Consider the following 26,181-nt stretch of genomic DNA (forward strand, 5'->3'; position numbering starts at 1 on the left):
GATATACATAGGTTATAGTCTGGCCTTTATGATTGTGTACTAGGTAAAATACGTGCCGATTTCGATAAAGATTTTAATTAAGATACTATTTGAAATATCGACAATAAATGCCCCTACCATTGGCACCACTAAAAATGCTTTATGAGAAGGACTGAATGCTTTAGTGACGGTCTGCATGTTAGCGATAGCGGTTGGTGTCGCACCCATTCCAAACCCGCAGTGCCCAGCACTAATAACAACAGCATCATAATCTTTACCCATCATTTTAAAGGTAACAAATGTTGCAAATAGAACCATAACGACCGTTTGGACAGCAATAATTATCAGAACAGGGCCTGCCATACTGGCGAGTTGACCGAATTTTAAGGACATTAGCGCCATTGCTAAGAATAATGACAAGGCAACGCTACCTAAAACATCAACAGTTGGTTCAAAAACTTCATGCTTAAATACATGGGTTAAGACGTTACGAATAATAATACCGACAAATAAGCACCAAACAAAGGTTGGTAATTGCATGACAGTATCTTTAAAAAACTCACTAATATAGCCACCGACAACAATACAGATAATCAGCATTGAGATGGTTTCAATAACATTATTAGCATTAATTTTTCGTTTAACACTCGGTTGTTCGAAGGCTTCAACGATCGTTTCTTTTTCGAGTTCAGTGCTTTTAGGGATTGAAACTTTTTTCAATAAATGACGAGCAACAGGGCCGCCAATTAACCCACCTAATACTAAACTTAGGGTTGCACATGCCATAGCTAATTCAACAGCACCAGTCACGCCATACTTATCAGCCAGTATTGGTCCCCAAGCTCCTGCGTTACCGTGACCACCCGTTAGTGTGATTGAGCCCGCAATTAAGCCAATGAAGGGGCTTTCATTAAGCATGACGGCCATTCCCATACCGACGGTATTTTGAATAGCAATTAAGATAGTTACTGCGATAGTTAATAAGACGAGTGGTTTACCACCTTTTATTAAGCGCGAAAAATCTGAGCTCAATCCAATTGATGAAAAGAACGTAATCATTAAAATGCTTTGTAGTGAAGCATCAAAAGTAAATGAGTATCCTGCTGTTTTATCGACAACTAATAGAATGATAGCAACAATAAAACCGCCAACAACGGCTTCAGGAATATGGTTTTTTTGTAGAAAAGGAGTGTATTTGACAACAAACATACCAATCAACAGCGCTAAACAAGCGACTAATAAAGTGTAGCTGGCATCTAGGATCATTATTTTACCTCAAGTTAGTTTACCAGAACTTTCACCGTTGTTATTTAACATTAGCGATAAATTAAATTACTTTGCGTAACTTTTGTTTAACAATGAGTTTTGTTTGGGTATCTATAACTTTTAGTTAACTGCGACATTCTTATTTTTTCATTTGTCGAGTCATCCAATCCCGTAGTAAATTATTTATTTTCAATTTAACTGTTTGTTAATTATGATTTTTTCTGTTTTATATGTATTTTGGTATCATTTATGTGGTGATTAATATTTGCACTGGTTTTATCTCGTGGTTATAAAGCCGTATTCAATATGAATGATGAGAAGTGTGATGTGCCGCATGTAAGATGTTTAGCAAATGTAGGAGAAGAGGGGGAATGCTACATGATGTAGAATGCGCTTAATAATTCAAATGAAAATTGATGTCTTGGACATTTCGTTTTGGCTCAGTATGCTAAACGATTAATTGCTTTTAACCTCAGTAGAATGAATGCGAATATTATTCATTAAAATAATAGTGTAATTCTATTTAAATATTATAGCTTAGTTTTTTAACCATTTTATTTATGCCATAAAAATAAGCTAGTGATTTAGTTATTGATTTTATTAAAGTTATTATTTTAATTACTATTTATAATAGTATTAGTATCATTAAATATGATAGGAGTGATATGATGGTAACTCCCCCCCAAGCAGAACAAGCATTGGTTATTCTGCGAAAACATTTTTCTGATTCATTAATTGCAGTTTATCTACACGGTTCCTCTGTTTCTAGTGGGTTACGGCCAATGAGTGATATTGATTTACTTGTGGTGATTGATAGCCCCGTGACTGATATTTGCCGTGAACAACTTGTACGAGATTTAATGGATATTTCTGGCTTATATCCGATTGATCCAAAAGGCCGGCGACCACTGGAAATTGTTGTATTCTTAACAAGTGAATTAAACATGCTTTCTTATCCTGCAAAATGTGAATTAATTTATGGAGAGTGGTTACGTACAGAGTACGAGCAAGGGGTATTTGAAGGACAAACTCAAGACCCTGAATTCACACTAATGTTAGCCCAAGCGTCACAAGAAGCAGTAAGTTTATGGCACAAGGAAATATACGGCTTACCTATTGTTGGCCTGCATGATATTCGCCGAGCTATGTTAGATTCACTCCCTAATTTAGAGTTATCTCTAAAAGGTGATGAGCGTAATGTTTTACTGACATTAGCACGCATGTGGTACACCATGGAAACGGGACTATTTATATCAAAGGATGAGGCTGCCATTTGGGCAATAGAACTCATGCCAGTGGAATTGGCCTCGGTGCTACTGGTAGCGAAAAAGGCCTATTTAACTGGTGTTTCTGTTGAATGGGAAAATCAACAGGTGGAAGTCACCTTGTGTGCGAACTATTTAGCTGAGCGTATTCGTGTTTATTCTTAGATGCACATAAGCCAGTGTGTCTTTTGATGCTTTTTTAATACAAATCAAATAACGTTTGCCTGATATTTAATGAATTGAAAAGTGAAAGTCTTATACTGCTTTACTGTTTTATTAACGATGGAACAAAAATGACTAAAAAATCGATAAATCCAGCGTCTGTCTTTAATTCTTTGCAGTATGGCTTTAGCCAAGCCGTAGAAACAACGGGAACCCGACAATTATTTTTATCGGGTCAGGTTGGTGTGAATGCTGCGGAAGAAACTGTTGCTGGGGGAATTTACGAACAAACCGTGCAATCATTAATTAATATTGAACATGTATTGCATGAGGCCGGTGGCGATTTATCTCATGTGGCTATGCTACGTATTTATATCAAAGAGGGCTTTAACAGCCATAAGGAACAAGCTGATATTGCGCGAGCATTAAAAGAAAAATTTCCAAATATGCCACCTGCATCTTCTTGGGTTATTGTTTCAGGGCTTTCCTTGCCAGAATGGTTAATAGAAATAGAAGCTCATGCAGTTTTGAACTAAATTTATTAGAATAGAAAAGCCGACAGTGGAAGTATCGGCTTTTCTGGCACTCGTGGTATTAGTGTTTTACTAATGTTGAGAAATAATAAATAAGAGGTACTGCAAGGATCCACAAGCTTATTGGAATTTCTCTCCATTTGCCTGCAACCGCTTTGATTAAAATATAAAATAACAGCCCACCTGCAATACCAGTACCAAAACTATTAGCGATTAACGTAATCATCACCATCATTAATACTGGTAAGCCATCAGTAAAATTGCCTAAGTCCACTTTTCGTAAGCCACTAAACATATTTAGTCCAATTAAAATTAGAGCTGGAGCTGTGGCTTGGGCTGGGATCATTAATGCGATAGGCGTAAATAACAGCATTAGTAAAAACATAAAGGCAGCAGCAAGGGCAGTCATACCTGTTTTACCCCCAGCTTCTGCGGCAGCGGAGGACTCAATGAGTGCGGTTGCCGCTGGAATACCTACCCAAGGGCCTAATGCAGCAGCAATTGAGTCAACGATAAAGGGGCGGTTAATATTTGGCATATTACCTTCTTTATCTAATAAGCCAGCCTCTCCGCCAACGGCTAAAGTTGTTCCCATGGTTGAGAAAAACTCAGCAGCAAAAAAGACAAATAAGAAAGGTAGGAAAGCGATATTTAATGCGCCAATTAAGTCTACATGCCCTAGTACAGGTGCCACAGAATGTGGAATACCAATAAAGCTTTCAGGCAATTTTGTGACGCCAAAAGGAATGCCTAAGAGAGTTGCAAATAAAATTGCCCATAAAATTCCGCCTGGTATTTTGCGAGCTTGTAGTGCAATCGCAACGAAAAAGCCTGCGAGTGCAACTAATGCGCCAGGAGAAAGGAAATCCCCAAGCATTAGTGCATTTGTTTTTGGGTTAGCAAGTACTAATCCTGCATTTCGAAAACCTAAAACGGCCACGAACAGACCAATTGATGCAGTTAATCCGAGTTTAATTGATTGAGGAACAGAGCGTGTAACAACCTCACGCAAGCCAAATTTAGTTAATAGGAAAAATAAAATTCCAGACCAACAAGCAATGCCGAGCCCTATTTGCCAGTCAATGCCTTCACTACCTGCGAGAGTAATACCGACAAGAACAGAGCCTCCGATACCGGGGCCAACAATAAATGGTAAATTCGCATAGAATGCCATTAATAAACTGGCAATGACGAAGACAATAATTGTTCCAGTGGTTGCTGCGCCTTTATCCATTCCTCCTGCGGCAAGTAAACCGGGGATCACGACTAGCAGGTAAGCTGCAGCTAAAAAACCAGTAACTCCGGCTAAACACTCTGTTTTCACTGAACTCCCACGTTCACGTAAAGCAAAGCGTTTTTCCAGCCAACTCCCTGATGTTGGCGTATTTATTGAACTGTCAGCCATTAATAGGCTCTCCTATCATTATTTTTGATATTTTTAATTTTCTAAGCGTGCTTAACCGTATGGATAACAGCGTCAACGATTTGGCGTGTTGTTCCGTCAGTTAATCCTAAATCGGTTAAATGTGGCCCTGCATTGCAGGCAAGACAAGTTCCCTCAATGGCTTTAAATACGCGGTAAGGTGGTTCCCAATCTGCAATTTCACTGCTTAATTCACGTAATTGACGAAACTGAGCGGCTAATTCAGGCGCGGGTAAATCAGATAACATCCCCGCTATTGGCATCGCAACATGGGCTAAAATTTGGCCATTTTGCACTAACGCCATACCTCCACCACTCTCGATTAATAAATTAGCAGCGATAGCCATATCATCGGGGTCACGTCCAAGAACAACGAGGTTATGTGAATCGTGTGAATAGCTTGTCGCAATGGCTCCGCGTAATTCACCCCAGCCCTCAAGTAAGGCTATTTGTGGTAAAGCATCGTGACGGCCGTGACGGTGTTGAACTCGAATAAGACTGAAATTATTCGGCAGTTGTACCACGCTATTCTTGATTTGTACGTCAACTTCTCCCCATTGGGTAAAGCGTGCCCCACGAATATGACGTAAACGCGCACTACCATTATTGATTCCAGCAATTTTTAGTGTGCAATCATTTGGGGTAATTGGTGAAAGTCGCATAGTATCGCGTGGAGGTAAAATATCATTAGGTACATTTAATGCATTGATAAGCTGATTATTTTCAGCTATTTTTCGCCCAGATACATACACAGCTTTCGCTTTCAAAGTTTCCAATGAATCGAAAATGACTAAATTTGCCTTTCTACCCGCAGCAATCAGGCCAAGATCATGGCGTTGCAAGCGTATTGCAGCATTAAATGTAGCAAAGCGTAGTACGTCCGTTGCCGGCATTCCATGCTCAATTAAAAGGTTAAGTAGCGCAATAATGCCACCTTTTTCAATTAACATATCGGGCGGAACATCATCCGTACATACTGTAATTTGCGATGATAAATGTGGTAAGGATTTTAATGCGGCAACAATATCGGGAAGAAGGTAAGGATGAGAGCCACGAATTTGTAATGTAAGACCCGCACGTAGTTTTTCAAGAGCATCTTCAGCCGAGGTTAATTCATGATCAGATGTGACTCCGGCTGCCAGATAAGCTTGGAGATCAGCCCCATTTAAACCTCTTGCATGGCCTTCTATAAGTTTACCTGATGTAATTCCTGCATTTAGAATTTCTTCCATTCTATCACTGCCATGGAGCACGCCAAACATATCCATAACTTCAGCCACACCGCGGACTTCCGGCCAACTCAGCATGGTTGACATCTCATCCCCAGCAAAGTCTGCACCAGACATTTCTAGGCCAGGTGTTGATGGTACTGATGAAGGGGCTGCAACCATAATATCTAGCGGCAAATTTCGGCTAGAATCAATGGCATAACGTACACCTTCTAGGCCTAGTACATTGGCGAGTTCATGGGGGTCCCAAAATACAGCAGTTGTTCCTTGAGCTAGAACTATCTCGGCATAGCGAACAGGAGGTAAGTGTGAGCTTTCTAAATGAACGTGAGTGTCTATTAAGCCGGGTGAAATAAAATAGCCTGATAAATCATGGATTTCATTTGCATCAGTACGGGTTCCAGTAGGGTGAACGCTAGCAATTAGGTTGCCGGTGATCCCGATATCTGCAAGGCGAACTTCACCTGTGACCATATCGACAATATTGGCATTAGCGAGTAAAAGGTCAAAAGGCTTTTCACCTTTAGCGGATTGAATGACATGACGCCTGTTTTGTTCTGTTATGCTCATAAATACCATTCCTTCAATTTAATGACTGTTACTTTATGAGCAACGCAAACGTTTGCCAAGATGATAAAATTTATCATGCGATAAGAAATGGTTATAATGAACAGATATATTGGCTAACCCAATAAAAATAAAAGTACATTATTATGATAGAACCTTGGCAGAGACTGCCAGCACTTACGCTCAAACAACTACAGTATTTTGTGACATTAGCAAAACTGCGCCATTTTACCGAGGCAGCAAATCGTCTAGCGGTGAGCCAACCTGCTTTGAGTAGTGCTTTGCGGCAAATAGAAACGGTTATTGGAGGAAAACTAATTAATCGTACCGCTTCATCCGTAACATTAACGGAGCTAGGCGCAGCAATTTTGCCACATGCACAGCAAATACTGAGTGTTTCTCACCGTGCATTTAGTGAAATTCAAAAAATAATCGTGGAAGGTGGGGATGGAACATTACGTATTGGGCTAGTTCCTTCCGTAAGTTCTTTGTTATTTCCTGCTGTACCTGAATTATTAACTCAATATTTTCCGAGGCTTAATATTGAGTTTTATGACCAAACGAATGACGCTTTGATTGATAAACTTATCAATCATGAAATTGATTTTGGCATTGGTGTGTTAGATAGCTCAGTGCCTCAAAATTTAAATATCTTTCCCTTGCAGGATGACCCTTTTGTTGCTGTTATTCATCATGATGATACCGTGTCTACCAATGAATTTCACTTGCCGTGGAAATTGCTAAATAATCGTGATATTGCCGTATTTTCGAAAGGTAATATTCAACGTTTAGTTGCTGCTACGGTGGAAAGTCACCGACTAAAATTAAATATTCGTTATCAAGTAGATTATATTGAAACCTTATATGGCTTAGTTCGTTCAAAATTAGCGATTGCTATTTTACCACTGCTTTATACTGTACATTTACGAGACCCGGAATTGAAAGTTTTGCAATTACAACAACCGGAGTTAACGCGCACAGTCGCTTTAATTCGTAATAGCGAGCAAGCGACACCACTAATGGACGAGGTTTTTCAGGTATTGTTAAAAGTATTGCGTGATAACAACGTATGAGATTTATCAACTAAGGCAGATTACTACCGCATTTATCGTAAAGTTATTTTATTTGAATAACTGAATAATGGTTTCAATATCGATAATAATATCTTAAAGAGCGTTACAGATAGCGCTCACTTTTTAGTTAATAAATTGATTTTAAAAAGCTTTGGAACAACTTTATGAATACTATACTAAAATATAGCTGTTTTATCGCTGCGGTTATATTACTTTCCGCTTGTGATGATATGGAGCTTTTAAGTGGTAAAGGTAAATTTTATTATAGTAACCCAAGCGCAAACACGATTAGGTTTAAGCTAGATGGTAAAGATTATGATGTTTTACCAGAAGATAAAGGTGTTGTTTTACTTTCTAGCGGGTTACACCAGTTAGAAAGCGATGAGGGTAACGTGACGGATTTTTTTGTCTTTGAAAATAACTCTGGCGGTATTATTAACCCAAATCATTTTGTTTATTACACATTGTCTGAAGTTTATGCCGTTGATGGCAAAGAAGAGAGGTTTAAACCTGCGAGTTACCCCATTACGATTAATGGGCACGAGCTTGAACTGCCAGTTCGCAGTTCTAATGCAACGCTTATTGATGGAAATATATTTAGGTGTAGCTACCCGGTTGGTGAAAATTTTCCAGATTCAATCACACTTTATGATGATAAGTTAGATGGAAATATTAAATCCAAGTGTTTTGATAAACATGAATTAATTGCCTATTTAGATAATGAATACGGACAAAATTTATTACCGGATCCTGCTAATCATGAAGCTGCGGATTCTATCAATGTGGTATTTATGTATGGAGTCCCAACTGTTACTTTTGATAATGAGGATGTACAGGCAAAGGCCGAAAAATTAATTCAGTTAGTTACGCGGTTAAAAAGTACCGATGATGTGAATATCCATGAAGAATTAAACCAAGAATTTCATCAGGCTATCACAGAATTAGTCCAGGAGCAGGCTCGAAGTGCTTCATCAAATTCTGTTGCGGAAAATATTAAATATAATCATTTCATTCAAGAAATTAATGTAGTAAGAGAAAATGGTATTTGGTTAAAATAGTAATCATTTAAGTAGATTTACTCTTTACATATTTACTCAAAAAACTATTTCGAGTAATAATTTTTTTGAAATTAATTAAGAAAATGCTTATTAATTATACAGAGTAATCTTATTTGAAATAATTGGCGAAAAAGCGAGATTGGGGTAGTTATATTTTTATTAACCTCACCAAGGAACTCGGCGATGAATTTATCCATACAATCTGTTTTCACCGTCATATCAGCTGTATTTTTGTTTTTATTTTCTTCTGTCGCTAGCAGTACAACTATTATTGATACCAAAAAGGAACCCGATGTTTTAGATTTAGTATTCATTCTTGATAAAAGTGGCTCTATGTCAGGTTTCGAGACTGATACAATTGGTGGATATAATAGTGTATTAACTGAAAATAAAGGAAAAAAAGCAAAAACCTACATTACAACTATTTTATTTAATGACAAAACAAGTTTACTCCATAATAGAGAACCCATTGCAAAAGTTTCTAATCTAACACTTGATGATTATCCTGTTGGTGGCTATACCGCATTGTTAGACGCAATAGGAGAAGGCATTGAAAAAATGCAAGAAAATAGAAAGGTTACTAAAAATAATAATGTCCTTTTTGTAATAATTACAGATGGGCAAGAAAATAGTAGCCGTAAATATTCCCAGGCGAAAATTAAAGCTATGATTAAGTCTGCTGAAACAGAAGATAAATGGGATTTTATTTTCTTAGGAGCCAATATTGATGCCATTTCTGAAGCGGAAAATATTGGGATTAAAAGTTCAAATGCCACTGGTTATGTGCAAGATGGGACAGGTTACGATAAAGCTTATCGTGCTGTAAATAAAGCGGTGGAAGCTAAACAAATGTCTGCGCCAATATCAGAGGACTGGAAACAGGAAGTCGAAGCGGATGTGAAGGAACGTAAAAAATAATAATGTGTTCAATTAAAAAGAGATGATATCGCTTCGAATAAAGCCCTTACGGCAAATGTAATAAGGGCTTTCATTTTATAAATATAATTAGCTAGTTTGTTTTAAGGCTGTAAACATTTTTTCAGCAAGTGTGTCTTGTGCCGATTGGACTCCAGGTAATACAAAATAGTACCCTCCACCAAAAGGCTTGATATAACGTTCAAGTGGTTCACCATTGAGCCGTTTTTGAGTGTCAATAAAGCCTGTCTTTAAATTTTGTTGAAAAGAGACAAAAACTAAGCCCATATCGAGAGTTCCTGTTTCTGTTAACCCCAGTGAATAGCTATAACTTCTTCGCCTTAGTTTTGCGGTATAACGTTCAGGGTTACGAGGCTCTGCACGGCGCATATGGGAATCAAATAAAATACGGTCACCATGAGGATCTTTTTCAAACTCAGGATCATCATGCTCATTTTTCATGCCGATTGGTGCTCCTGAGTCTTTATGTCGGCCAAAATCATTTTCTTGATCTTCTAATGGTGTTCTATCCCAAAACTCTAAATTAAAACGAATGAGACGTACTGCTTGGTATGTCCCTCCGTCGCACCAAGACGGTTCTTGGCTGCCTTTTGTTATCCATATTAATTCGTTCATTAACGAATTGTCATCGGCAAGCGCATTTCCTGTTCCATCCTTAAAACCAAAAAGGTTGATAGGCGTTGAGTGGTTATCAATATCTCTTGCAGGTAAGAAACCATCTATTTTCCAGAGAGGAAAACTGTATGGCGAAATATGACGTAGGATATCACGTAATGCATAGATAACGCTTTCTTGGCTATTCGCACATATTTGCAGAAGGAGATCACCACCACACCATTTTTGTTCTAGTCGATCGTTAGGGAAACTGGTCATTTCACTAAGATGTTTAGGCTTAACTTTATTTAAGCCGAACCGGTTATCAAAAAGAGAATTTCCTAAAGCAACGGTGATAGTTAGTGAGTCGGGTTGTTGTTGTGTCCCAAGAATACCTGATTCTGCCGGAGGCATCTTATCGTTATTGATTGACGGCTCTATTTGGGGTTGAGTTAAGTGAGCAATACGCTGAGTCAGTAAAGTAAAAACAGTTTGTAATTGTTCGACAGAATTCGCTGTAGTATTAAATGCAATAAAAGTGGCATTTTTGGGTTCAGGCGTTAAAACACCGGCTTGGTGTAGCCCAAGATAATTGATTGCTTTGTTATAGGTGAGCTGGCAATTAGCAATTTTCCCTTGCGCTTTTAATGTTGGAGCCGCTAAAACTGCGCTACTAACTGCGAGCATTTTTAGGGCATTACGCCGAGACATTCCGTTGGTTTGCAATATACTACTAAGTTTAGCTTGCATAAATATATGCCTTAATATTTATAGTAAACATCGACATCAAGCTCAGCACGTAATTTGGCTAAGGTTTCAGCTTGCTGAGTGAGTAATGAATAAAGTGCCATTTTGTCTTTTAATTGTAATTGGCTATAGGGTTGATATGTGGTATTTGACAGTTGATATGTCTGCATTATTTGGTTAATCAGCTGTTCATTTTGCTGTATTTTATCCAGTGTTTCTGGCTTGATAAAAGGTTTAAGAACCCCAATTATTTTTTGTGATCCCTTTAAATTAGCGGCAATATCAGTTAAATCAGACAAACTGTAGATATTTTCTTTACCCCCCAATTTCGTTTCTAAGATCATTTCAATAAAATCAGCCGAGGCTTGCACGAGCTTGGGTATTTCGATGGTTTCAGTTGCTACTCGTTTATGCAAATCACGCCCTTTGAGTAATAGCTCTTGGTTTGCCGCTAACGCAAGTTTGGCATCCTTTTGCATAAATAGCTGGTACTCAACAAGATGAAACCCCGTAAAGCGGTAATCTGTTTCTTTATCGAGGAAATAATCGGCTCTTGGGTTAATTGTCCTATCCGTATTACCAAATAAAATAATAATCGGGCGCACTGTTTCATAGTACTGGTGAGCTTGAATATATGCTGTTTGAGCTTGTTGCAGCTTCCCTTGCTGTAAATTCTGTTGCAACAATTCCAATTGTGTGACCATTTCTGCCAATTGATTAGTGGCAAAGGTTAAATAGGTTTGGATTGCATGTTGATATTTTTCTGGAGTGGGTATATCACCTTTAGCAATAATGATGTTGTCCCCTGTTTGCACAGGGGATCTTAGTGCTTTACTTTGAACCAAAGTAGGAATGGCAACACTGAGTATTAAGCTAAAAGACATCCATTTGATATTCCGCCTCAGTGAGCTAGACATTTTTTTTGCTCCGAGCAAACAATGGGATCACAATAGCCCAATAAAGGACAAAGGTAATGACGCTGAGCCAAATCGGTTGTGAACGGTAGGCAAAGAAAGAAGAGATAAAATTGCCAGCAATACCAGAATCATCGAGAAATGCAGTTGTATCCCAAGCGGGGTAAATTAAAAACTCAGGGATAGCGAAATCATATTCAATCAATAAGTTAGCACTTTCTTCTACACCTTTAAGTAAGAGAGATAATGCGAGGAATAATAAAATAACCCCTGTAACTTTAAAGAAGATAGACCACGAAATTAAGCGATTTGTTAGTAGGAAAACATAAAGTGTAAGACCTGCAATCGCAATTCCACCACCGACCTCGATAAAGAAAGTCGAGGCATTAGATGTGGTTAGCGACATAATAAAGCTAGATAGGAAGACGACGATTTCACTCCCTTCGCGGGCAATGGCAATAGCAATAATCAATGCGGCTCCCCACCAGTTATGGTGGGCGGCATTACGTCTTATTCCTGATTCAATTTCGGATTTCATTGAACTTCCATGTTTGTTCATCCAATACACCATTTGGACAATCAGGACACAGGCGAGTAACTCCATAAAAATCATAAATAGTGATTGCCCAGTGTCATCGAGGACATTGAATACGCCATAAATGAGAAGCGCCAATAAGATTGAGGTTATAACCCCGATAGCGACACCAGCCCAAAGGTATTTCATACCATTATGTGCGTCAGGGTGACGTTTAATCCACGCATAAATAATGCCAATGACAAGTAGCGCTTCAAAGCTTTCACGCCAAACAACAAACAGAACTTGTCCCATGCTAAATCCTTTTATTTCGCAATGATCTCGCCTTTGGGGTGAGAAAGGTGGAAGTCATCAAAAAAAGTGTACGTACCAGGTTTCAGTGGTGCGATTACCACTACTGAGCTTGCACCCGGCGCTAAAACTTTTTCTTTTCTTAATTGAATGCTTTCAAACTCTGCGGGTTCAGTACCTGTGTTGGTAATTTTAATGCGGATAATCGTTTTTGCAGGAACTTCAAGAACTCGCGGGATGAGATCACCATTTTTCATTTCTAATTCGACAGTATATTTTTCTGCAGCAAATGAAGATAAGGGAACTATTGTACAAGTGATAACCAGTAAAAAACTCAGTAATGTTTTCATTTTGGCTTGGTTTATCCTTTAATAACAACAAACAAAAAAGGGCTTACGCAAGATAACTCCCTTGGTTAAGCCCTTATCTAATTTTAATAAAAAAATTAGTAACTACCTTTACGGCCAACACCTGCGTAGTCAAAGTCCCAAGAGACTTCGAAAGGTTGGAACCAAGGGGCTACACCTGTTTCTTTATCAATATGGCGCCCAAAGGCAACTTCTTTATTGTGTGATGGCGGGTAAATTTTATAGGTGACGCGGTATTTACCATTGCCATCTAATTTAATGTTTTCCCCATAATGAGGGCCATCACTCGCCACCATAGGCATAAATGTGCCTGTTTGAGTTTGTGGTTTATCACCGAGTTTAGTCACTGAATACTCAATGGTCAGGTAAGGGATCCAATCGCCTTCTGCAAAGCCATTTGGGTTATCTTCAACAGCGTGAATATCTGCTTCTAAGTGGACATCTGCTTTATCTGCAGCTAAGTGAGACATCGCATGATGGCCTTCTTCGGTATCCATTGTAATGGGCTGTAAATAAACACCTTGGATTTCCATTCCGTTTTTGATCACAGGGTGACCGAGAGGGTACTCTTGAGCTAATGCTGAGATTGAAAACAACGCGAGACCTGAAACAGCAGCTTTATAGGCGAGTTTCATTATTTTTGTCCTTACCATAAGTGATATAGAGTAGTAATGATAATCATTACTATTAATAAAAAACAAGTGATAATTTCTGATAAGTTGACAACGCGTTGCTGAGAATGATTATTTTTATATAAAAATCTATGTGTTAGAAAAAGTTATTATTCTTCAAAAAATAACTTGCTAATAGTGTGCTCTATTAGGCAGTTTATTATTATCTACGTGATATATTTTGAATGTAGATATTCATGACAAATGAGTTTTTCATCAATTTTGTTGAAACTAAAGGTATAGCCATGCAACGACGTTATCTTGATTGTTCAGCTTCAGAAATCGCAAAATTCAATAAAAAGAATCTATTAGAATCAATTAAAGCCAGTGAAGGGCGAATATTGGTTTCTGAAACCATTGGTACAATTCAGCCTGTATTAATGACGGTAACGAATGCTGAATTAGCTGCAAGCCAAGGTGCCGATATCCTGTTGCTGAATGTTTTTGATGTTAATCAACCGATTATGCAAGGTCTGCCCGAAGGGATTGAACCCGAAGAAATCATTCGAACGCTTAAGCGTTTAACGGGGAGAGCAATAGGCGTTAATTTAGAGCCCGTACCTGAGGGATTTAATAATCCAACACAGGATGCGCAGTGGAAAATGTCAGAGGGGCGGCTAGCAACAGTAAAAAATGCCCTTAAGTTAAAAGAAATGGGTGCTGACATTATTGTTTTAACGGGAAACCCTGGAAACGGAGTCACTAATCAGGAAATTAACCAGAGTCTTAAAGAGCTTAAAGCTGTTGTTGGCGAAGATATTGTGCTTATTACAGGGAAAATGCACGCAGCAGGAGTTTTGAATGCCTCGGCTGAGCAACTCATAACAGAAGATGATATTCGTACCTTTATTAACAGTGGTGCAGATATTATTTTGCTTCCGGCTCCAGGAACGGTCCCCGGGATCTCGTTAGAATTTGTGCAAAAAATGGTGGGTTATTGCCATTCCCAAGGAGTGATGACAATGACAGCGATTGGGACTTCTCAAGAAGGCGCAGATTTACAAACTATTCGGCAAATAGCATTAATGTGTAAAATGGCTGGGACAGATTTACATCATATTGGTGATTCAGGGTATAACGGAATTGCATTACCTGAGAATATTTTAAATTATAGTATTGTGATCCGAGGGGTTAGGCACACTTACTCACGTATTGCTCGTTCAATTAATCGCTGATTGGCATTTTTAGGTGGTTTTTACAAAATGATTTGTGAAAATCACCGACTAAAAGCAAGATTTGTTTCTATCTATTCTAGATTTAAATTCATATTATTTTCGATAAAAATTTATACAATTCCCTCAATTCTTCAGGTAAAATTTCGCCCATTTTTCTAAAACAATATTTATAACACAATAAAAGAAGTGAGTTATGTCGCAAAATACTAATCCGGTACCAAAAATTGGTTTCGTTTCTCTCGGCTGCCCGAATGATGAAAATGCTACAGATTTATCGGGTAATTGAGAATTAAAATAATATTTAAATGTAAGTGCAACTTTCTTTGTCATTGGCTATATGTTGAACGCATATTGTTATTACTTCGATATAAAAAGATGTCATAGTTAAATGTGGGTTAGTTTCAGTAAGTTACCATCTTAATGGGTGTTTTCAATGCAATTACGTTATTTTTAGTTGAATATCACTATTGTGTTCATCTCATAGCATAAAAATATTAGCTCTTTCGTTTTGTAATCATTCTGCTAAACTGAAATTTAGCATAAGTCATTTTAACTGGTACAAATGAATGGATTACATTGAGCAACATTTTATTAATCTGACAAAAGAAGAAGAGATGATTGCTATTGCTATGGATAAAGGCATTGCAGGGGTTCAAGAAATAGCAGCTGATGTTTATGATGCATTAGGTGATGGGCTTAATCGCTCAATGAGAAGAGCGATCTCTTATGCTTTTGATGATGATGAGTATAATGTCATACACAACCAAGATAGTAGGCTAGTTTCAGCTATTAGAACATTTTCATTTGATTATAATCCAATAAAAGATATTGTTAATACTTATATTGAATTAGCATTAATTGAAAAAAGTGAAAGTGAGGTAAACAGCATTTATGATAAAATACTTAAACGGTTAGGTCATAGTGCAAAGCTTGCAACAAAAAGACTTACAAAAATGGTTATCATTGAAGCTATAGTTGAATCACTATACCAAATAATTCTATTTAGTCCTGTTGTTAGAAAAAATGTTAAAATGGTTTCAAATATTGCATTTACAGCAATTGGTGGTTATGGTCGGTTTGAACAAGCGGCTATTGCTGCAGAGCAGTTAAGTTGGAATGACCCATATTTTTATTGGAAGCTTTATGGTAAGGGAATTGAAATGCTGTATTTCATTCCAAAGCCTAAGTTAGAGAAAGGGTTATATCTTGTAAATGGAAAGCATACTGATGACGATATAGCATCTACAATAGTTGATTTGATTGTAGGATAATTTAATGAAGGATTTTATATCTTATTTTTTTAAAGACTTACTAAGTAATGTATTGATTACAGTAGCTACTATTAGCGTAATCATTATTTACATTATTTTCTTCCCAAATCATTGGTTTTTATTAAGCTTCATTACCATCTGTATAGTTCCATTTTATCGAAAGATAATTCTTTTTTTTAAAAGGTGAAAGGTCACATTTTAAAATTAAAAAACATTATCATTGGATATTGAATATCCCTCTGTGCCTGACATTAAATGTCGCCATGATATAGATTCGTACTTCATTAATAACTTTTCATATGGCATCAATTCATTATTGTTAATGGAGTTAGGGTAAACGCAAGAAATTTCAACTAATGAAGCTTTTGTTAATTTTAGCTCATAGAATTTTTCTAATCCGCCTTGCCCGCTTGTCCGATAAAAGTAAAAGACAGCACTAAATAATTCATTATTATTCAATGCAACACCTAGCAATGGTGATGATTTATCTATAGGTTTTAATATTTGAATTGGATGATGGGAGGAGTTTTGTGTTCTTGTCATTGAATGATTTAAACCAATAACTTGAATTTCATTTTCATGACCAAGCTGATAACGATTACCAATTGAGTCTTTGGATGAACATCCACTAGAAATTAAACCTTGTTTATCGCCTTGTAAGCTTAAATAGATCAAATATGACATGGTACTTCCTATATGCTAATAATTTTGTGGTAAATATTGTAAATTTAACTTAGGTAATGTGCAATGAAAATAAACAGTGGCTAAAATCACAAAAAATAGAGTTTCAAAAACTCTAAAAATAACAAGTTTCTTGGTTCCCGAATGATGGTAATGCTACAGTTTTGTATGGTTATAATAATCTAGTGCAAGAAGTACTAATATCAGAGAACATAAAAACTCAATCAAACCAATAAGGTATATGGTTCTTAATTAATATTGTTGGTTCTAATTGTACTGAGATTTCAGGCAATCCACTATTTTCGTTACACTTTATTATCATAGTATTTTTATCTAATCTTATTATCTCGACATAGCGGATAGGTTGTACCATAACATTAACATCATCGACTTTAAGCATTAGCGTTACTCTGCCTTCTAGTGCAGTAAAGTAAAATAATAAAGTAACATTTCGTTTTTTATACTCATAACCAAATGTTATGTTATCTTGTATATCTTTTAAGAATGGCTCATTTTCGAAAAAACATAGAAAATCAATTTCATCTGGAAGTTCGGTAATTCCCATCATTTTGTCCTTTTATTCTGTCATTATTATATGCCTGTGGATTGTATAGTGTAAGCTTAGTCCTAATAAATTTAGCTTTATTTTCGACAAAAATTTATACAATTCCCTCAATTCTTCAGGTAAAATTTCGCCCATTTTTCTAAAACAATATTTATAACACAATAAAAGAAGTGAGTTATGTCGCAAAATACTAATCCGGTACCAAAAATTGGTTTCGTTTCTCTCGGCTGCCCGAAAAACCTAGTTGATTCAGAACGCATTTTAACTGAATTACGCACTGATGGTTATCAAGTGGTTCCAAGCTATGATAATGCTGACTTAGTCATTGTGAATACTTGTGGATTTATCGACAGTGCAGTGCAGGAATCATTAGAAGCGATTGGGGAAGCACTGAATGAAAATGGTAAAGTGATTGTGACAGGATGCCTTGGTGCGAAAGAAAACCAAATTCGTGAAGTACATCCAAAAATTTTAGAAATCACTGGCCCACATAGCTATGAGCAGGTACTTAACCATGTTCACCACTATGTACCGAAGCCTGAACATGACCCTTTCTTGAGTTTAGTCCCTGAGCAAGGGGTAAAATTGACACCAAAGCATTATGCGTATTTAAAAATTTCCGAAGGGTGTAATCATCGTTGTACTTTCTGCATTATTCCTTCAATGCGAGGGGACTTAGATAGCCGTCCAATCGGGGATGTGTTAAATGAAGCTAAGCGTCTGGTCGCTTCAGGAGTCAAAGAGTTACTGGTTATTTCCCAAGATACTTCTGCATATGGTGTTGATGTTAAAAATAAAACGGGTTTTTGGGATGGTCAGCCTGTAAAAACTAGCATGGTGGGGTTATGCGAACAACTTGCTTCAATGGGCGTATGGGTGCGTTTACATTATGTTTACCCTTATCCACATGTTGATGATGTTATCCCGTTGATGGCAGAAGGTAAAATTTTACCTTACTTAGATATTCCATTACAGCATGCAAGTCCGAAAATTTTAAAATTAATGAAACGCCCCGGTGCCGTTGAAAGAACACTTGAGCGGATTAAACGTTGGCGTGAAATTTGCCCTGAACTCACCTTACGTTCAACATTTATTGTTGGATTTCCCGGTGAGACAGAAGAAGATTTCCAAATGCTATTAGATTTCTTATTGGAAGCTAAGTTGGACCGAGTCGGCTGCTTTAAATATAGCCCTGTCGAGGGAGCGAAAGCGAATGAACTAGCTGATCAAGTTCCTGAGGAAATAAAAGAAGATCGTTATCATCGTTTTATGCAAGTACAACAGCAAATTTCTACACAGCGATTACAAGATAAAATTGGTAAAGAAATTTTAGTCATTATTGATGAAGTTGATGATGAAGGTGCTATTGGCCGTAGTATGGCTGATGCACCAGAAATTGATGGTATGGTTTATCTCAATGGTGAATTTGAGGTTAGCGTTGGGGATATAGTGAAAGTATTAGTTGAGCATGCAGATGAATATGATCTGTGGGGAAATATTGTTACTGCTTAATTTAATAAAAGCGTTCTAGAAGTGTATATGGCTAACTTAGATAGATTCAGTTAGCCATTTTCTTTTTTACCACATTGATTTACTACTTTTAATTATAAAAAATTGATGTGTATCAATGGTTGTAAACCTATCAATTAATAACTTGATCTAGAATATAATAATTAAATGGCAAATTGACATAATCAGATAACTCTTATCGAAGAATAAGGATAACTATGTCAACTCATTTAATATTTCCAACTACAACACCTGTAAAAGAAAGTATTTATAATTCAGGTAATTATGAATATATCGTAGAGCTTGCTCATACAACCATTGAGAGCGGATTAGCCTCGTTACATGATAATAATATTCGCAGTTCTCTACTGAGCACTGATGGGAAAACGCTGTGGCTCAGTCATGAGCTTGATGGTAATTTTGAGATAGCAAATTTACTATCTGATAATTTAACTTATGGGGCACAGCTTAGGTTGTATGCAGAGCCAATTGAATTACATGGAATTTTTTATTACTTAGCACCAGTGTATTCACATACTGGTGAGCCTGTACTCGTTGTTGTTTTATCTTCAACTAAGAATAGTTGCAATATTTTGTTTGCACTTACGCAATCCTTAGCAAGGGAAGTGAGTGAAAAATTGAAATTTCACTATTACGAACAAGGTATTTTTAAGGTAGATAAGGACGAACAACGGTTCGCTAACTTAGATATTCATTCAGTTGAGAAAGCTTTGATTATTGAAGTTGCACAAGCTTGCAAAGGTAAAATTCAAAAAATGCATAAAGTCCTTGATATGGGACGGACAACATTATGGCGCAAGCTAAAGCAGTACGAAATTAACATTAAGGACTACAAATAGCTCTCCTATATGCTCTGAATGGTAAAAAATAGCGCTTTCGCGTGTTTTTTGAACAGCTACAAAGCATAAAAACAGCGAAGCGCGAAATATTTACCAACATTTTGAACGACAGCCGATAGATAAATAAAGCGTAATCTATCTACTTGTATCGTTACTTGATGTATCGAGAAAAGAAAATGAAAACGATGCTTATTATGCTTGGATACGGTAAGGAGGTATGTCGTTTGTAGCCTTATTTTTTTAGTTTTATGAGAGAGAAAGTTTGTTGATAAAGGTTATTGTTTTACTAAAAAAGTAGTGAGATATGGGGAGGGTAAATAATACTTTAATAACTAAAAAAAATGTAATTTTATTTTGTGATTATTAGTGGTTATTATTACCATCTGAATTATTAATTTACTTAGGTTTTTAATCCATAACAGAGTGGTGTTGTTTTTATCACTTATAAAAATAAGTTATTATTTCAAAATTAACAGAATATTAATCTATATTTATCTAAATTATAGTACCTTTAGGTATTTTTCATATAGTTAATTTCTGATGGCTTAGAATCAAGCCATCAGAAATAATAACGCTATAAGAAGGTAAACATAGCATATAGATTAAATATATCTAGGATAGGTATTAATATATTCGTATTCTTGAATAAGTTGTGGTAGTGATTTTATTCCTAATTTTGTATAAATATTAGAGCGATGTACCTCTACAGTTCTTGGTGATAATGACAGTTTTTCTGCGGTTTCTTTACTGGTATTACCTTCTAATATCATATCCATAATTTCTCTTTCTCTAACCGAAAGACGATTAAATTTATCAGAGAGATGAGTATATTTTTTATGCTTTTCATGCATACTTAAAAATAATTCCATCGCGTTACTAATGGAATTTGATATTTCTATATCTTTGAAAGGAAAAGGAAAAAAATCAAAAGCTCCAGATTTAAAGCTTTCTCGACATAGACTGATAGAAGGCTCTTCGGCAAGCACAATGAATGGAACAATACCAAATGAATTATTTATATTGTTTAATCGATTAATACGATTTTCATCATTGTTTAAGAATAATAAAATACATTCCTTTACATTAATCTCATTAGGGTAAGTATAATTACTCATAAACACTTCTTCGTTATTATAAAATCTAAAGATAAAACCAAAAGATTCCATCATTAATTTCAGTTTATTCTTAAAGACATTATCACTTTCTACGATTACGTGAATGGTGTTATTCATCACCATACTCCTGTTGAACTGATTTGATATTCATACTAATCTGATAAAATACGTAGATAAATAAAGTGAAATTTAAATTCCACAATAATATTTTCTACTGATCGTTGTTTTTTTTATTAATGTAATACTGACCTTAATTTATATTAAAAACATCATCTAGTTAAATTTAATATAAAAATAGAAACAATAGTTAAAGTTTGTGTCATTGGGTAATATTCGATTAATGACGTGTAACATTTTAGGTGATTTTACTTATTAAATGTGTTTTTATCATAAAGTGATAGACAGAAATATTGCTAAAGCTAATCAATAATATCTTAAATCATTAGTCATAAAAAGTCTTAGATGTACACTTATGTTGTTTTTTGAGGTGATAGCTCTTAACTTGTGAATTGACGAAGATTAAGTACTTTTTATATCTAACATGTTAAAATTAATACTTACCTAGTTTTGATGAGTGAATATACTTAATGGCTTCTTTAAAAGACGTAGCTCGACTTGCAAATGTTTCATTGATGACTGTATCAAGGGCAATTAATAGCCCTGAATTACTAAAGCCTGAAACCTTGAAACAAGTCCAACAAGCTATTGAGTCACTCAATTATGTCCCTGATTTTTCAGCGCGAAAGATCAGAGGGAAAAGCTCTAGGGTTTCGACAGTTGGTGTTTTGGCCCTCGATACAGCAACTACCCCTTTTTCTGTAGAAATCATTCTTTCAATAGAACAAACCGCGAGACAATTCGGCTGGAGTAGCTTTGTAGTTAATATTACATCTAGCGAAGATAGTGAAAGAGCTGTCCGACAATTATTATCTCAGCGGCCTGATGGTATTATTTATACTACGATGGGGCTTCGAGAAGTAGCGATTCCAGAAACATTACATAATAATCGTTTGGTTCTTGCTAATTGCATAGATAAAAATGGGCAGTTCCCTGCTTATGTGCCAGATGATTTTAATGGTCAATTTAATGCAGTAAAACGCTTAATAGAGAAAGGGTATCGAAATCCTCTTTGTCTTTATATTCCGCAAGAGACACTTGCTGGAAAAATGCGCCGTGAAGCGGTGGAGTCTGCGTGGGCAAGTGCTGACTTACCGCTAGCATCACTTCAGCAACACCATTTAGAGTTAGGCGATGAGCATTATTTAGATGTTATAGCTTTAATTAATAGTCATTTTAAGAATAAAAAACCGAATTTTGATGTCATTATTTGTGGAAATGACCGTATAGCATTTTTAGCTTACCAAGTACTACTTAGCCGTGGCTTACGTATTCCACAAGATATCGCAGTACTTGGCTATGATAATATGATAGGTGTCGGGGAACTATTTTATCCTCCATTAAGTACGGTTGTGTTACCGCACTATCAATTAGGCCAACAAGCCGCTTTACACATCATAGAAGAACGGCAGCAAAATAGTGTTGAATATGTTGCTTGCGACTTGTTAGAACGTAATTCTTTTTAACCTTGCAGAGAAAAGCAAATCTAGTAGCTTGCTATTCAATGGATTTTTTGATCTCCCAATAAATCGCTTTTTCGAGCTTTGCTTGCTGATTTATTGCAAATAATCTTAAGTCCCGCTCACTTTGATGGGGGTAGATTCGACAACTAAAGTTGAGTTCACCATCATTAATAAATACTTCCAAGCTAGAGTGATCGATAAAAGCATTTATTTTAAGTTGATGACCTTCAGGTATTGGCGCACAACGACTATCACTAATTGTATATTCAGGGTAATGACGCATTAAGGTTAATTGCTGACTTTGGTTATCAATGTAAAACTGTACGCCGTATCCTACCCAAAAGCCGAATTTTTCAGCAGGGCTTTGCTGTAAGTCCCAGATAAGTTCTATTTCACAACTTGTCGCATTCTCATTCAGTATGATTGTGCTGTTTTTAGCTAGTGTTGTTGCGGGAAAATGGCTTGCGGACTGACGTAATGTTTTCAATTCCTCTATAGGTTTAGCGACAATTTTACCTTGTTCATTCAGTGTTAGCTCTCTAGGTAAAGTAAAACATCCTGACCACCCATGTTTTTGTGTGGGCATATGGCTTTCCCACATATCCATCCAAGCGATAGCGATACGGCGGCCATCTTTAGCTAAAAAGGTTTGAGGTGCGTAAAAGTCTTGGCCGAAATCAAGTTCTGTAAATGCATGTGAAATTTTATAAGATGAATTAGGAGACCAATTACCAACCAAATAACCATTTTGAAATAGATTTCGATACTGATAATTTTTTGCCTTTTTTCCTTGAGGTGAAAAGAGGGCAACAAATTGTTCGCCTAATGGAAAGAAATCAGGACATTCCCACATATAAACATTATCGTCGTCAGTTTTTGCCAGAACTTGGTAGTTTTGATCCCAATTTAATAAGTCTGTACTCTTAAATAAAAGTATTTGTCCTTGATCTTGGGAGTCTCTTGCGCCGACGACCATCCACCATTTTCCATCTTGTCGCCAAACTTTAGGATCTCGAAAGTGCATATAACCATCGGGTGCAGAAAGCACAACACCTTTCTTTTCGAAATGAATACCATCTTCACTGATTGCAACACATTGTGATTGGATGATTTGACTATCATCACCTGGATTTGCTAACCAGATGTGGCCCGTGTAGAACAGATATAATTTATTATCGTAACTAATTGCAGATCCTGAGAAACAACCATCTCGGTCATAGTCTTCACTAGGTGCTAACGCAATTGCCTGATGTTCCCAATGTACCATATCTGTACTTGTTGCATGCCCCCAATGCATGGGGCCCCAAATCGCACTAAATGGATGATGTTGATAAAATGCATGGTATTGGCCTTGATGATAGATCAAACCATTAGGGTCATTCATCCAGCCTGCATAAGGGGCAAGGTGGTATTGTGGGTAAAACTGCAAGTCCATATTTTTCCTTGCTGTTTTGATGGCTTCGTTGGCTAGTTCAAGTTGTTTTTTCATTATGGCTTCCTGAATGTTTTTCGATCGCAATAACAAAATAAGCACATGAAATTCAATAATAGGTGCGTTTATTTGCTGGTTTCTTTATACTCAATGTTAACGTTAACAGTTTGCGTTTACTAGTTTTATTTTTATGAGTTGGTAATGTGCTAGCTATGAATAAGAATGAAGGTTAAAAATATAAAACTCGCAAAGGAGACATAATGAAAGTTTGGGCATTAGGGGATGCTGTCATTGATTTAATCCCCCTTCAAAACATGCAATATGAAGCTTGTGCTGGTGGAGCACCTGTGAATGTTGCCGCGGGTGTTGCACGCTTAGGGCAAAACAGTGGTTTTATTGGGCGAGTCGGCGAAGAAGCTTTTGGGCATTTTATGCAGAAAACCCTATTTGATATAGGGGTTGATACTAGTGCGATGGAGTTTGATGAAAAGTATAAAACAAGTACTGTTCTCGTCTCGTTACACGAAAATGGAGAACGTGAATTTTCTTTTTTAGTTTCTCCTTCGGCCGACCAATTTTTAACGATAAATAATTTACCGCAATTTGGTAATGATATTTTGCATTTTTGCTCATTAGCTCTGGTGCACCATCAATGCAGAGCATCACTATCGACAGCTATCGAACAACTCAAGCTCGCTGGCGGATTACTGAGCTTTGATATTAACATTCGTCCGCAAATGTGGTCAGATCCCGACGAAATGCACCAAATTGTTGATAATTTTGCAAAACAAGCAGATATTTTAAAACTTTCGGATGATGAATTGCTGTGGTTAACGCAAGAAAGTCGTTTTGAGAATGCCATAGCTAAATTGCAAAATTACCCTGCTCAATTAAAAATTGTGACTCAAGGTGCTAAAGGTTGTCAGGTGTTCACCCCCTCAGTTCAAATAGCCGTAAGTGCTTATTTAGTTGAAAGTATTGATACTACTGGTGCAGGTGACGCATTTATGGCAGGGTTATTGGCGGCCATCTCACAATATGGGCTAGTCAACGAAAAAGAGGGATTGATGAAGGTCATCTCGCAAGCTACGGCTTGTGGTGCATTAGCGACAACTAAAAAAGGCGCTATCGCTGCGGCTCCGACACAACAGGAATTATTTGTATTTATGCAGCAGCAACCGCCATTACATCAACGCGATGTTTTTTGATGAGAATATATGTGTATTGAGCAACTAAAAGGTAGCGATATAGTTACCTTTTAGTTTAAGAATACTTGATATAATTCAAATTATATTATGGTGGTGGCAAGTTTTATTTTTTGCATTTTGGCGTATGATAAGTAGCTAATATTATTTAATCAGATTTTATTGTGGATAAATCATGTTGCTTCGCTCGGGAGTAGCTCTTGCTATTTTTTCCTATATCTTATGGGGAATAACACCATTATTTTATCGTTTACTTCCCGGTGCGGAACCTTTAGAGCTACTTGCAGAACGTCTTATCTGGTCTGTGCCTATACTTTTTCTTGTTCGCTTAATTATCAAAAATAAATCTTTATGGCGTGAGGTATGGTCTGACAAACAGTCGATAATTCTATGTTTATTTAGTTCGTCGGTTATGGCGATATCTTGGACAACATTTACTTATGCATTAACCCACGGGCAGGTGTTAGCTGCTAGTCTTGGCTATTTTATTAACCCATTATTTTCTATTTTACTTGGTGTTTTGTTCCTTCGCGAACGGCTTGTTTTTGCAGAAAAAATGGCTGTTATTTTTATTTGTGCGGGGGTCGGTTACCAAATTTGGCAGTATGGTGAATTACCTATTTTAGCGTTAGTAATGGGGAGTGCTTTTGCAGTCTATGGGTTAATTCGTAAATTTATTCGATTTGATGAGATTACGTCTTTATTTCTAGAAGCACTTTGGCTGCTTCCCATTGCAATAGCGATCACTTGGTGGTTAGCATCTCATGGTCTAAGTGCCGTGACGCAAGGGGATTGGCAAATTAAAGTTCTTTATATGTTAGCGGCGCCTGTCACGATAATTCCTTTGCTCTTTTTTACCGCAGCGATTAAACGGACATCATTAACGGTGATTGGTTTAGCGCAATATATAGAACCAACAATTCAATTTTTATTGGCCGTATTTTTATTTAATGAGCTCTTTGATTGGGTCAAAGGTATTAGTTTTTCACTTATTTGGATTGGTTTAATGTTTTGTGTATTAGCTATTTTACGCAAACAGTATATTAAATTTTCTCACAAAGAACCCTTTATTACTGGGCGCGATAAAACACCATTAGATTAAATAATAATTATTATTATCAATCGATTATGAAAATTTTTTTTATAGTGTTTTTTCCTTGATAGTAAAAGCAAACGA

Annotated in this window: 24 protein-coding genes; 12 read left to right on the top strand and 12 right to left on the bottom strand. The window is 36.7% G+C overall.

Annotated features, from left to right (window positions below):
* Positions 1 to 39 precede the first annotated feature (39 nt).
* Positions 40 to 1,245, bottom strand: coding sequence for a sodium/glutamate symporter (gene gltS / locus M1F17_RS05065; RefSeq protein WP_318837277.1), 1,206 nt, complete (start codon positions 1,243 to 1,245; stop codon positions 40 to 42).
* 665 nt (positions 1,246 to 1,910) lie between these two features.
* On the opposite strand from gltS, the gene M1F17_RS05070 reads away from it, so the two are divergent.
* Both M1F17_RS05070 and M1F17_RS05075 read left to right on the top strand, forming a co-directional pair.
* Entirely contained in the window at positions 1,911 to 2,675 is a 765-nt protein-coding gene (locus M1F17_RS05070; protein WP_112307191.1) for an aminoglycoside adenylyltransferase domain-containing protein, read from the top strand.
* 128 nt (positions 2,676 to 2,803) lie between these two features.
* Positions 2,804 to 3,208 (top strand): RidA family protein, encoded by a 405-nt coding sequence (locus M1F17_RS05075; protein WP_004260667.1) that lies wholly within the window; start codon positions 2,804 to 2,806, stop codon positions 3,206 to 3,208.
* A gap of 58 nt (positions 3,209 to 3,266) precedes the next feature.
* On the opposite strand, the gene M1F17_RS05080 is transcribed toward M1F17_RS05075, so the two are convergent.
* Positions 3,267 to 4,610 carry an NCS2 family permease gene (locus M1F17_RS05080; protein WP_004260651.1) on the bottom strand — a complete coding sequence of 448 codons (1,344 nt, stop codon included), beginning with the start codon at positions 4,608 to 4,610 and terminating at the stop codon, positions 3,267 to 3,269.
* Positions 4,611 to 4,651: 41 nt separating this feature from the next.
* Positions 4,652 to 6,427, bottom strand: a complete 1,776-nt coding sequence (locus M1F17_RS05085; protein WP_136133960.1) for an adenine deaminase — start codon at positions 6,425 to 6,427, stop codon at positions 4,652 to 4,654.
* A gap of 143 nt (positions 6,428 to 6,570) precedes the next feature.
* On the opposite strand from M1F17_RS05085, the gene M1F17_RS05090 reads away from it, so the two are divergent.
* From M1F17_RS05090 to M1F17_RS05100, 3 genes are all read left to right on the top strand, one after another.
* A complete protein-coding gene (locus M1F17_RS05090) occupies positions 6,571 to 7,497 on the top strand; it encodes a LysR family transcriptional regulator (protein WP_144140633.1) in 927 nt (308 codons plus the stop codon).
* A 164-nt stretch (positions 7,498 to 7,661) separates the two neighbouring features.
* Positions 7,662 to 8,555 (top strand): hypothetical protein, encoded by an 894-nt coding sequence (locus M1F17_RS05095; RefSeq protein ID WP_112307189.1) that lies wholly within the window; start codon positions 7,662 to 7,664, stop codon positions 8,553 to 8,555.
* A gap of 183 nt (positions 8,556 to 8,738) precedes the next feature.
* Complete coding sequence (locus M1F17_RS05100) at positions 8,739 to 9,473, top strand: vWA domain-containing protein (protein ID WP_050763767.1); 735 nt, start codon at positions 8,739 to 8,741, stop codon at positions 9,471 to 9,473.
* A gap of 87 nt (positions 9,474 to 9,560) precedes the next feature.
* Here M1F17_RS05100 and efeB read toward each other — a convergent pair whose 3' ends face one another.
* From efeB to M1F17_RS05125, 5 genes are all read right to left on the bottom strand, one after another.
* Positions 9,561 to 10,835 carry an iron uptake transporter deferrochelatase/peroxidase subunit gene (gene efeB, locus M1F17_RS05105; protein WP_164455180.1) on the bottom strand — a complete coding sequence of 425 codons (1,275 nt, stop codon included), beginning with the start codon at positions 10,833 to 10,835 and terminating at the stop codon, positions 9,561 to 9,563.
* An 11-nt stretch (positions 10,836 to 10,846) separates the two neighbouring features.
* Complete coding sequence (locus M1F17_RS05110) at positions 10,847 to 11,749, bottom strand: EfeM/EfeO family lipoprotein (RefSeq protein ID WP_112307187.1); 903 nt, start codon at positions 11,747 to 11,749, stop codon at positions 10,847 to 10,849.
* Positions 11,742 to 12,575, bottom strand: coding sequence for an FTR1 family iron permease (locus tag M1F17_RS05115; RefSeq protein WP_094960936.1), 834 nt, complete (start codon positions 12,573 to 12,575; stop codon positions 11,742 to 11,744). The genes M1F17_RS05110 and M1F17_RS05115 overlap by 8 nt, the downstream gene beginning before the upstream one ends.
* A gap of 11 nt (positions 12,576 to 12,586) precedes the next feature.
* Positions 12,587 to 12,922 carry a cupredoxin domain-containing protein gene (locus M1F17_RS05120; RefSeq protein WP_004260622.1) on the bottom strand — a complete coding sequence of 112 codons (336 nt, stop codon included), beginning with the start codon at positions 12,920 to 12,922 and terminating at the stop codon, positions 12,587 to 12,589.
* 95 nt (positions 12,923 to 13,017) lie between these two features.
* On the bottom strand, positions 13,018 to 13,575 hold the full coding sequence (locus M1F17_RS05125; RefSeq protein ID WP_094960937.1) for an iron transporter: 558 nt from the start codon (positions 13,573 to 13,575) through the stop codon (positions 13,018 to 13,020).
* 281 nt (positions 13,576 to 13,856) lie between these two features.
* On the opposite strand from M1F17_RS05125, the gene M1F17_RS05130 reads away from it, so the two are divergent.
* Positions 13,857 to 14,786, top strand: coding sequence for a haloacid dehalogenase-like hydrolase (locus M1F17_RS05130; protein WP_164455181.1), 930 nt, complete (start codon positions 13,857 to 13,859; stop codon positions 14,784 to 14,786).
* 566 nt (positions 14,787 to 15,352) lie between these two features.
* Positions 15,353 to 16,057 carry a hypothetical protein gene (locus tag M1F17_RS05135; RefSeq protein ID WP_112307186.1) on the top strand — a complete coding sequence of 235 codons (705 nt, stop codon included), beginning with the start codon at positions 15,353 to 15,355 and terminating at the stop codon, positions 16,055 to 16,057.
* Between the two features lie 204 nt (positions 16,058 to 16,261).
* On the opposite strand, the gene M1F17_RS05140 is transcribed toward M1F17_RS05135, so the two are convergent.
* Both M1F17_RS05140 and M1F17_RS05145 read right to left on the bottom strand, forming a co-directional pair.
* Positions 16,262 to 16,741 carry an Hcp family type VI secretion system effector gene (locus M1F17_RS05140; protein ID WP_318837278.1) on the bottom strand — a complete coding sequence of 160 codons (480 nt, stop codon included), beginning with the start codon at positions 16,739 to 16,741 and terminating at the stop codon, positions 16,262 to 16,264.
* A gap of 217 nt (positions 16,742 to 16,958) precedes the next feature.
* On the bottom strand, positions 16,959 to 17,306 hold the full coding sequence (locus M1F17_RS05145; protein WP_137018913.1) for a hypothetical protein: 348 nt from the start codon (positions 17,304 to 17,306) through the stop codon (positions 16,959 to 16,961).
* 174 nt (positions 17,307 to 17,480) lie between these two features.
* Between M1F17_RS05145 and rimO the strand changes: the two genes are divergently transcribed.
* Complete coding sequence (rimO, locus tag M1F17_RS05150) at positions 17,481 to 18,815, top strand: 30S ribosomal protein S12 methylthiotransferase RimO (RefSeq protein WP_318837279.1); 1,335 nt, start codon at positions 17,481 to 17,483, stop codon at positions 18,813 to 18,815.
* 215 nt (positions 18,816 to 19,030) lie between these two features.
* Positions 19,031 to 19,672, top strand: coding sequence for a helix-turn-helix domain-containing protein (locus tag M1F17_RS05155; protein ID WP_094960938.1), 642 nt, complete (start codon positions 19,031 to 19,033; stop codon positions 19,670 to 19,672).
* A 602-nt stretch (positions 19,673 to 20,274) separates the two neighbouring features.
* Here the strand turns inward: M1F17_RS05155 and M1F17_RS05160 are convergent.
* A complete protein-coding gene (locus tag M1F17_RS05160; protein WP_094960939.1) occupies positions 20,275 to 20,904 on the bottom strand; it encodes a response regulator transcription factor in 630 nt (209 codons plus the stop codon).
* A 470-nt stretch (positions 20,905 to 21,374) separates the two neighbouring features.
* On the opposite strand from M1F17_RS05160, the gene M1F17_RS05165 reads away from it, so the two are divergent.
* Positions 21,375 to 22,370, top strand: a complete 996-nt coding sequence (locus M1F17_RS05165; RefSeq protein WP_004260608.1) for a LacI family DNA-binding transcriptional regulator — start codon at positions 21,375 to 21,377, stop codon at positions 22,368 to 22,370.
* 31 nt (positions 22,371 to 22,401) lie between these two features.
* On the opposite strand, the gene M1F17_RS05170 is transcribed toward M1F17_RS05165, so the two are convergent.
* Positions 22,402 to 23,856 (bottom strand): glycoside hydrolase family 32 protein, encoded by a 1,455-nt coding sequence (locus tag M1F17_RS05170; protein ID WP_094960940.1) that lies wholly within the window; start codon positions 23,854 to 23,856, stop codon positions 22,402 to 22,404.
* A 203-nt stretch (positions 23,857 to 24,059) separates the two neighbouring features.
* Between M1F17_RS05170 and M1F17_RS05175 the strand changes: the two genes are divergently transcribed.
* Both M1F17_RS05175 and rarD read left to right on the top strand, forming a co-directional pair.
* On the top strand, positions 24,060 to 25,007 hold the full coding sequence (locus tag M1F17_RS05175; protein WP_004260601.1) for an aminoimidazole riboside kinase: 948 nt from the start codon (positions 24,060 to 24,062) through the stop codon (positions 25,005 to 25,007).
* Between the two features lie 172 nt (positions 25,008 to 25,179).
* Positions 25,180 to 26,106 (top strand): EamA family transporter RarD, encoded by a 927-nt coding sequence (gene rarD / locus M1F17_RS05180; protein WP_318837280.1) that lies wholly within the window; start codon positions 25,180 to 25,182, stop codon positions 26,104 to 26,106.
* Positions 26,107 to 26,181: the final 75 nt, after the last annotated feature.

This window comes from Providencia sp. PROV073 (assembly GCF_033688125.1).
Classification (GTDB): Bacteria; Pseudomonadota; Gammaproteobacteria; order Enterobacterales; family Enterobacteriaceae; genus Providencia; species Providencia hangzhouensis.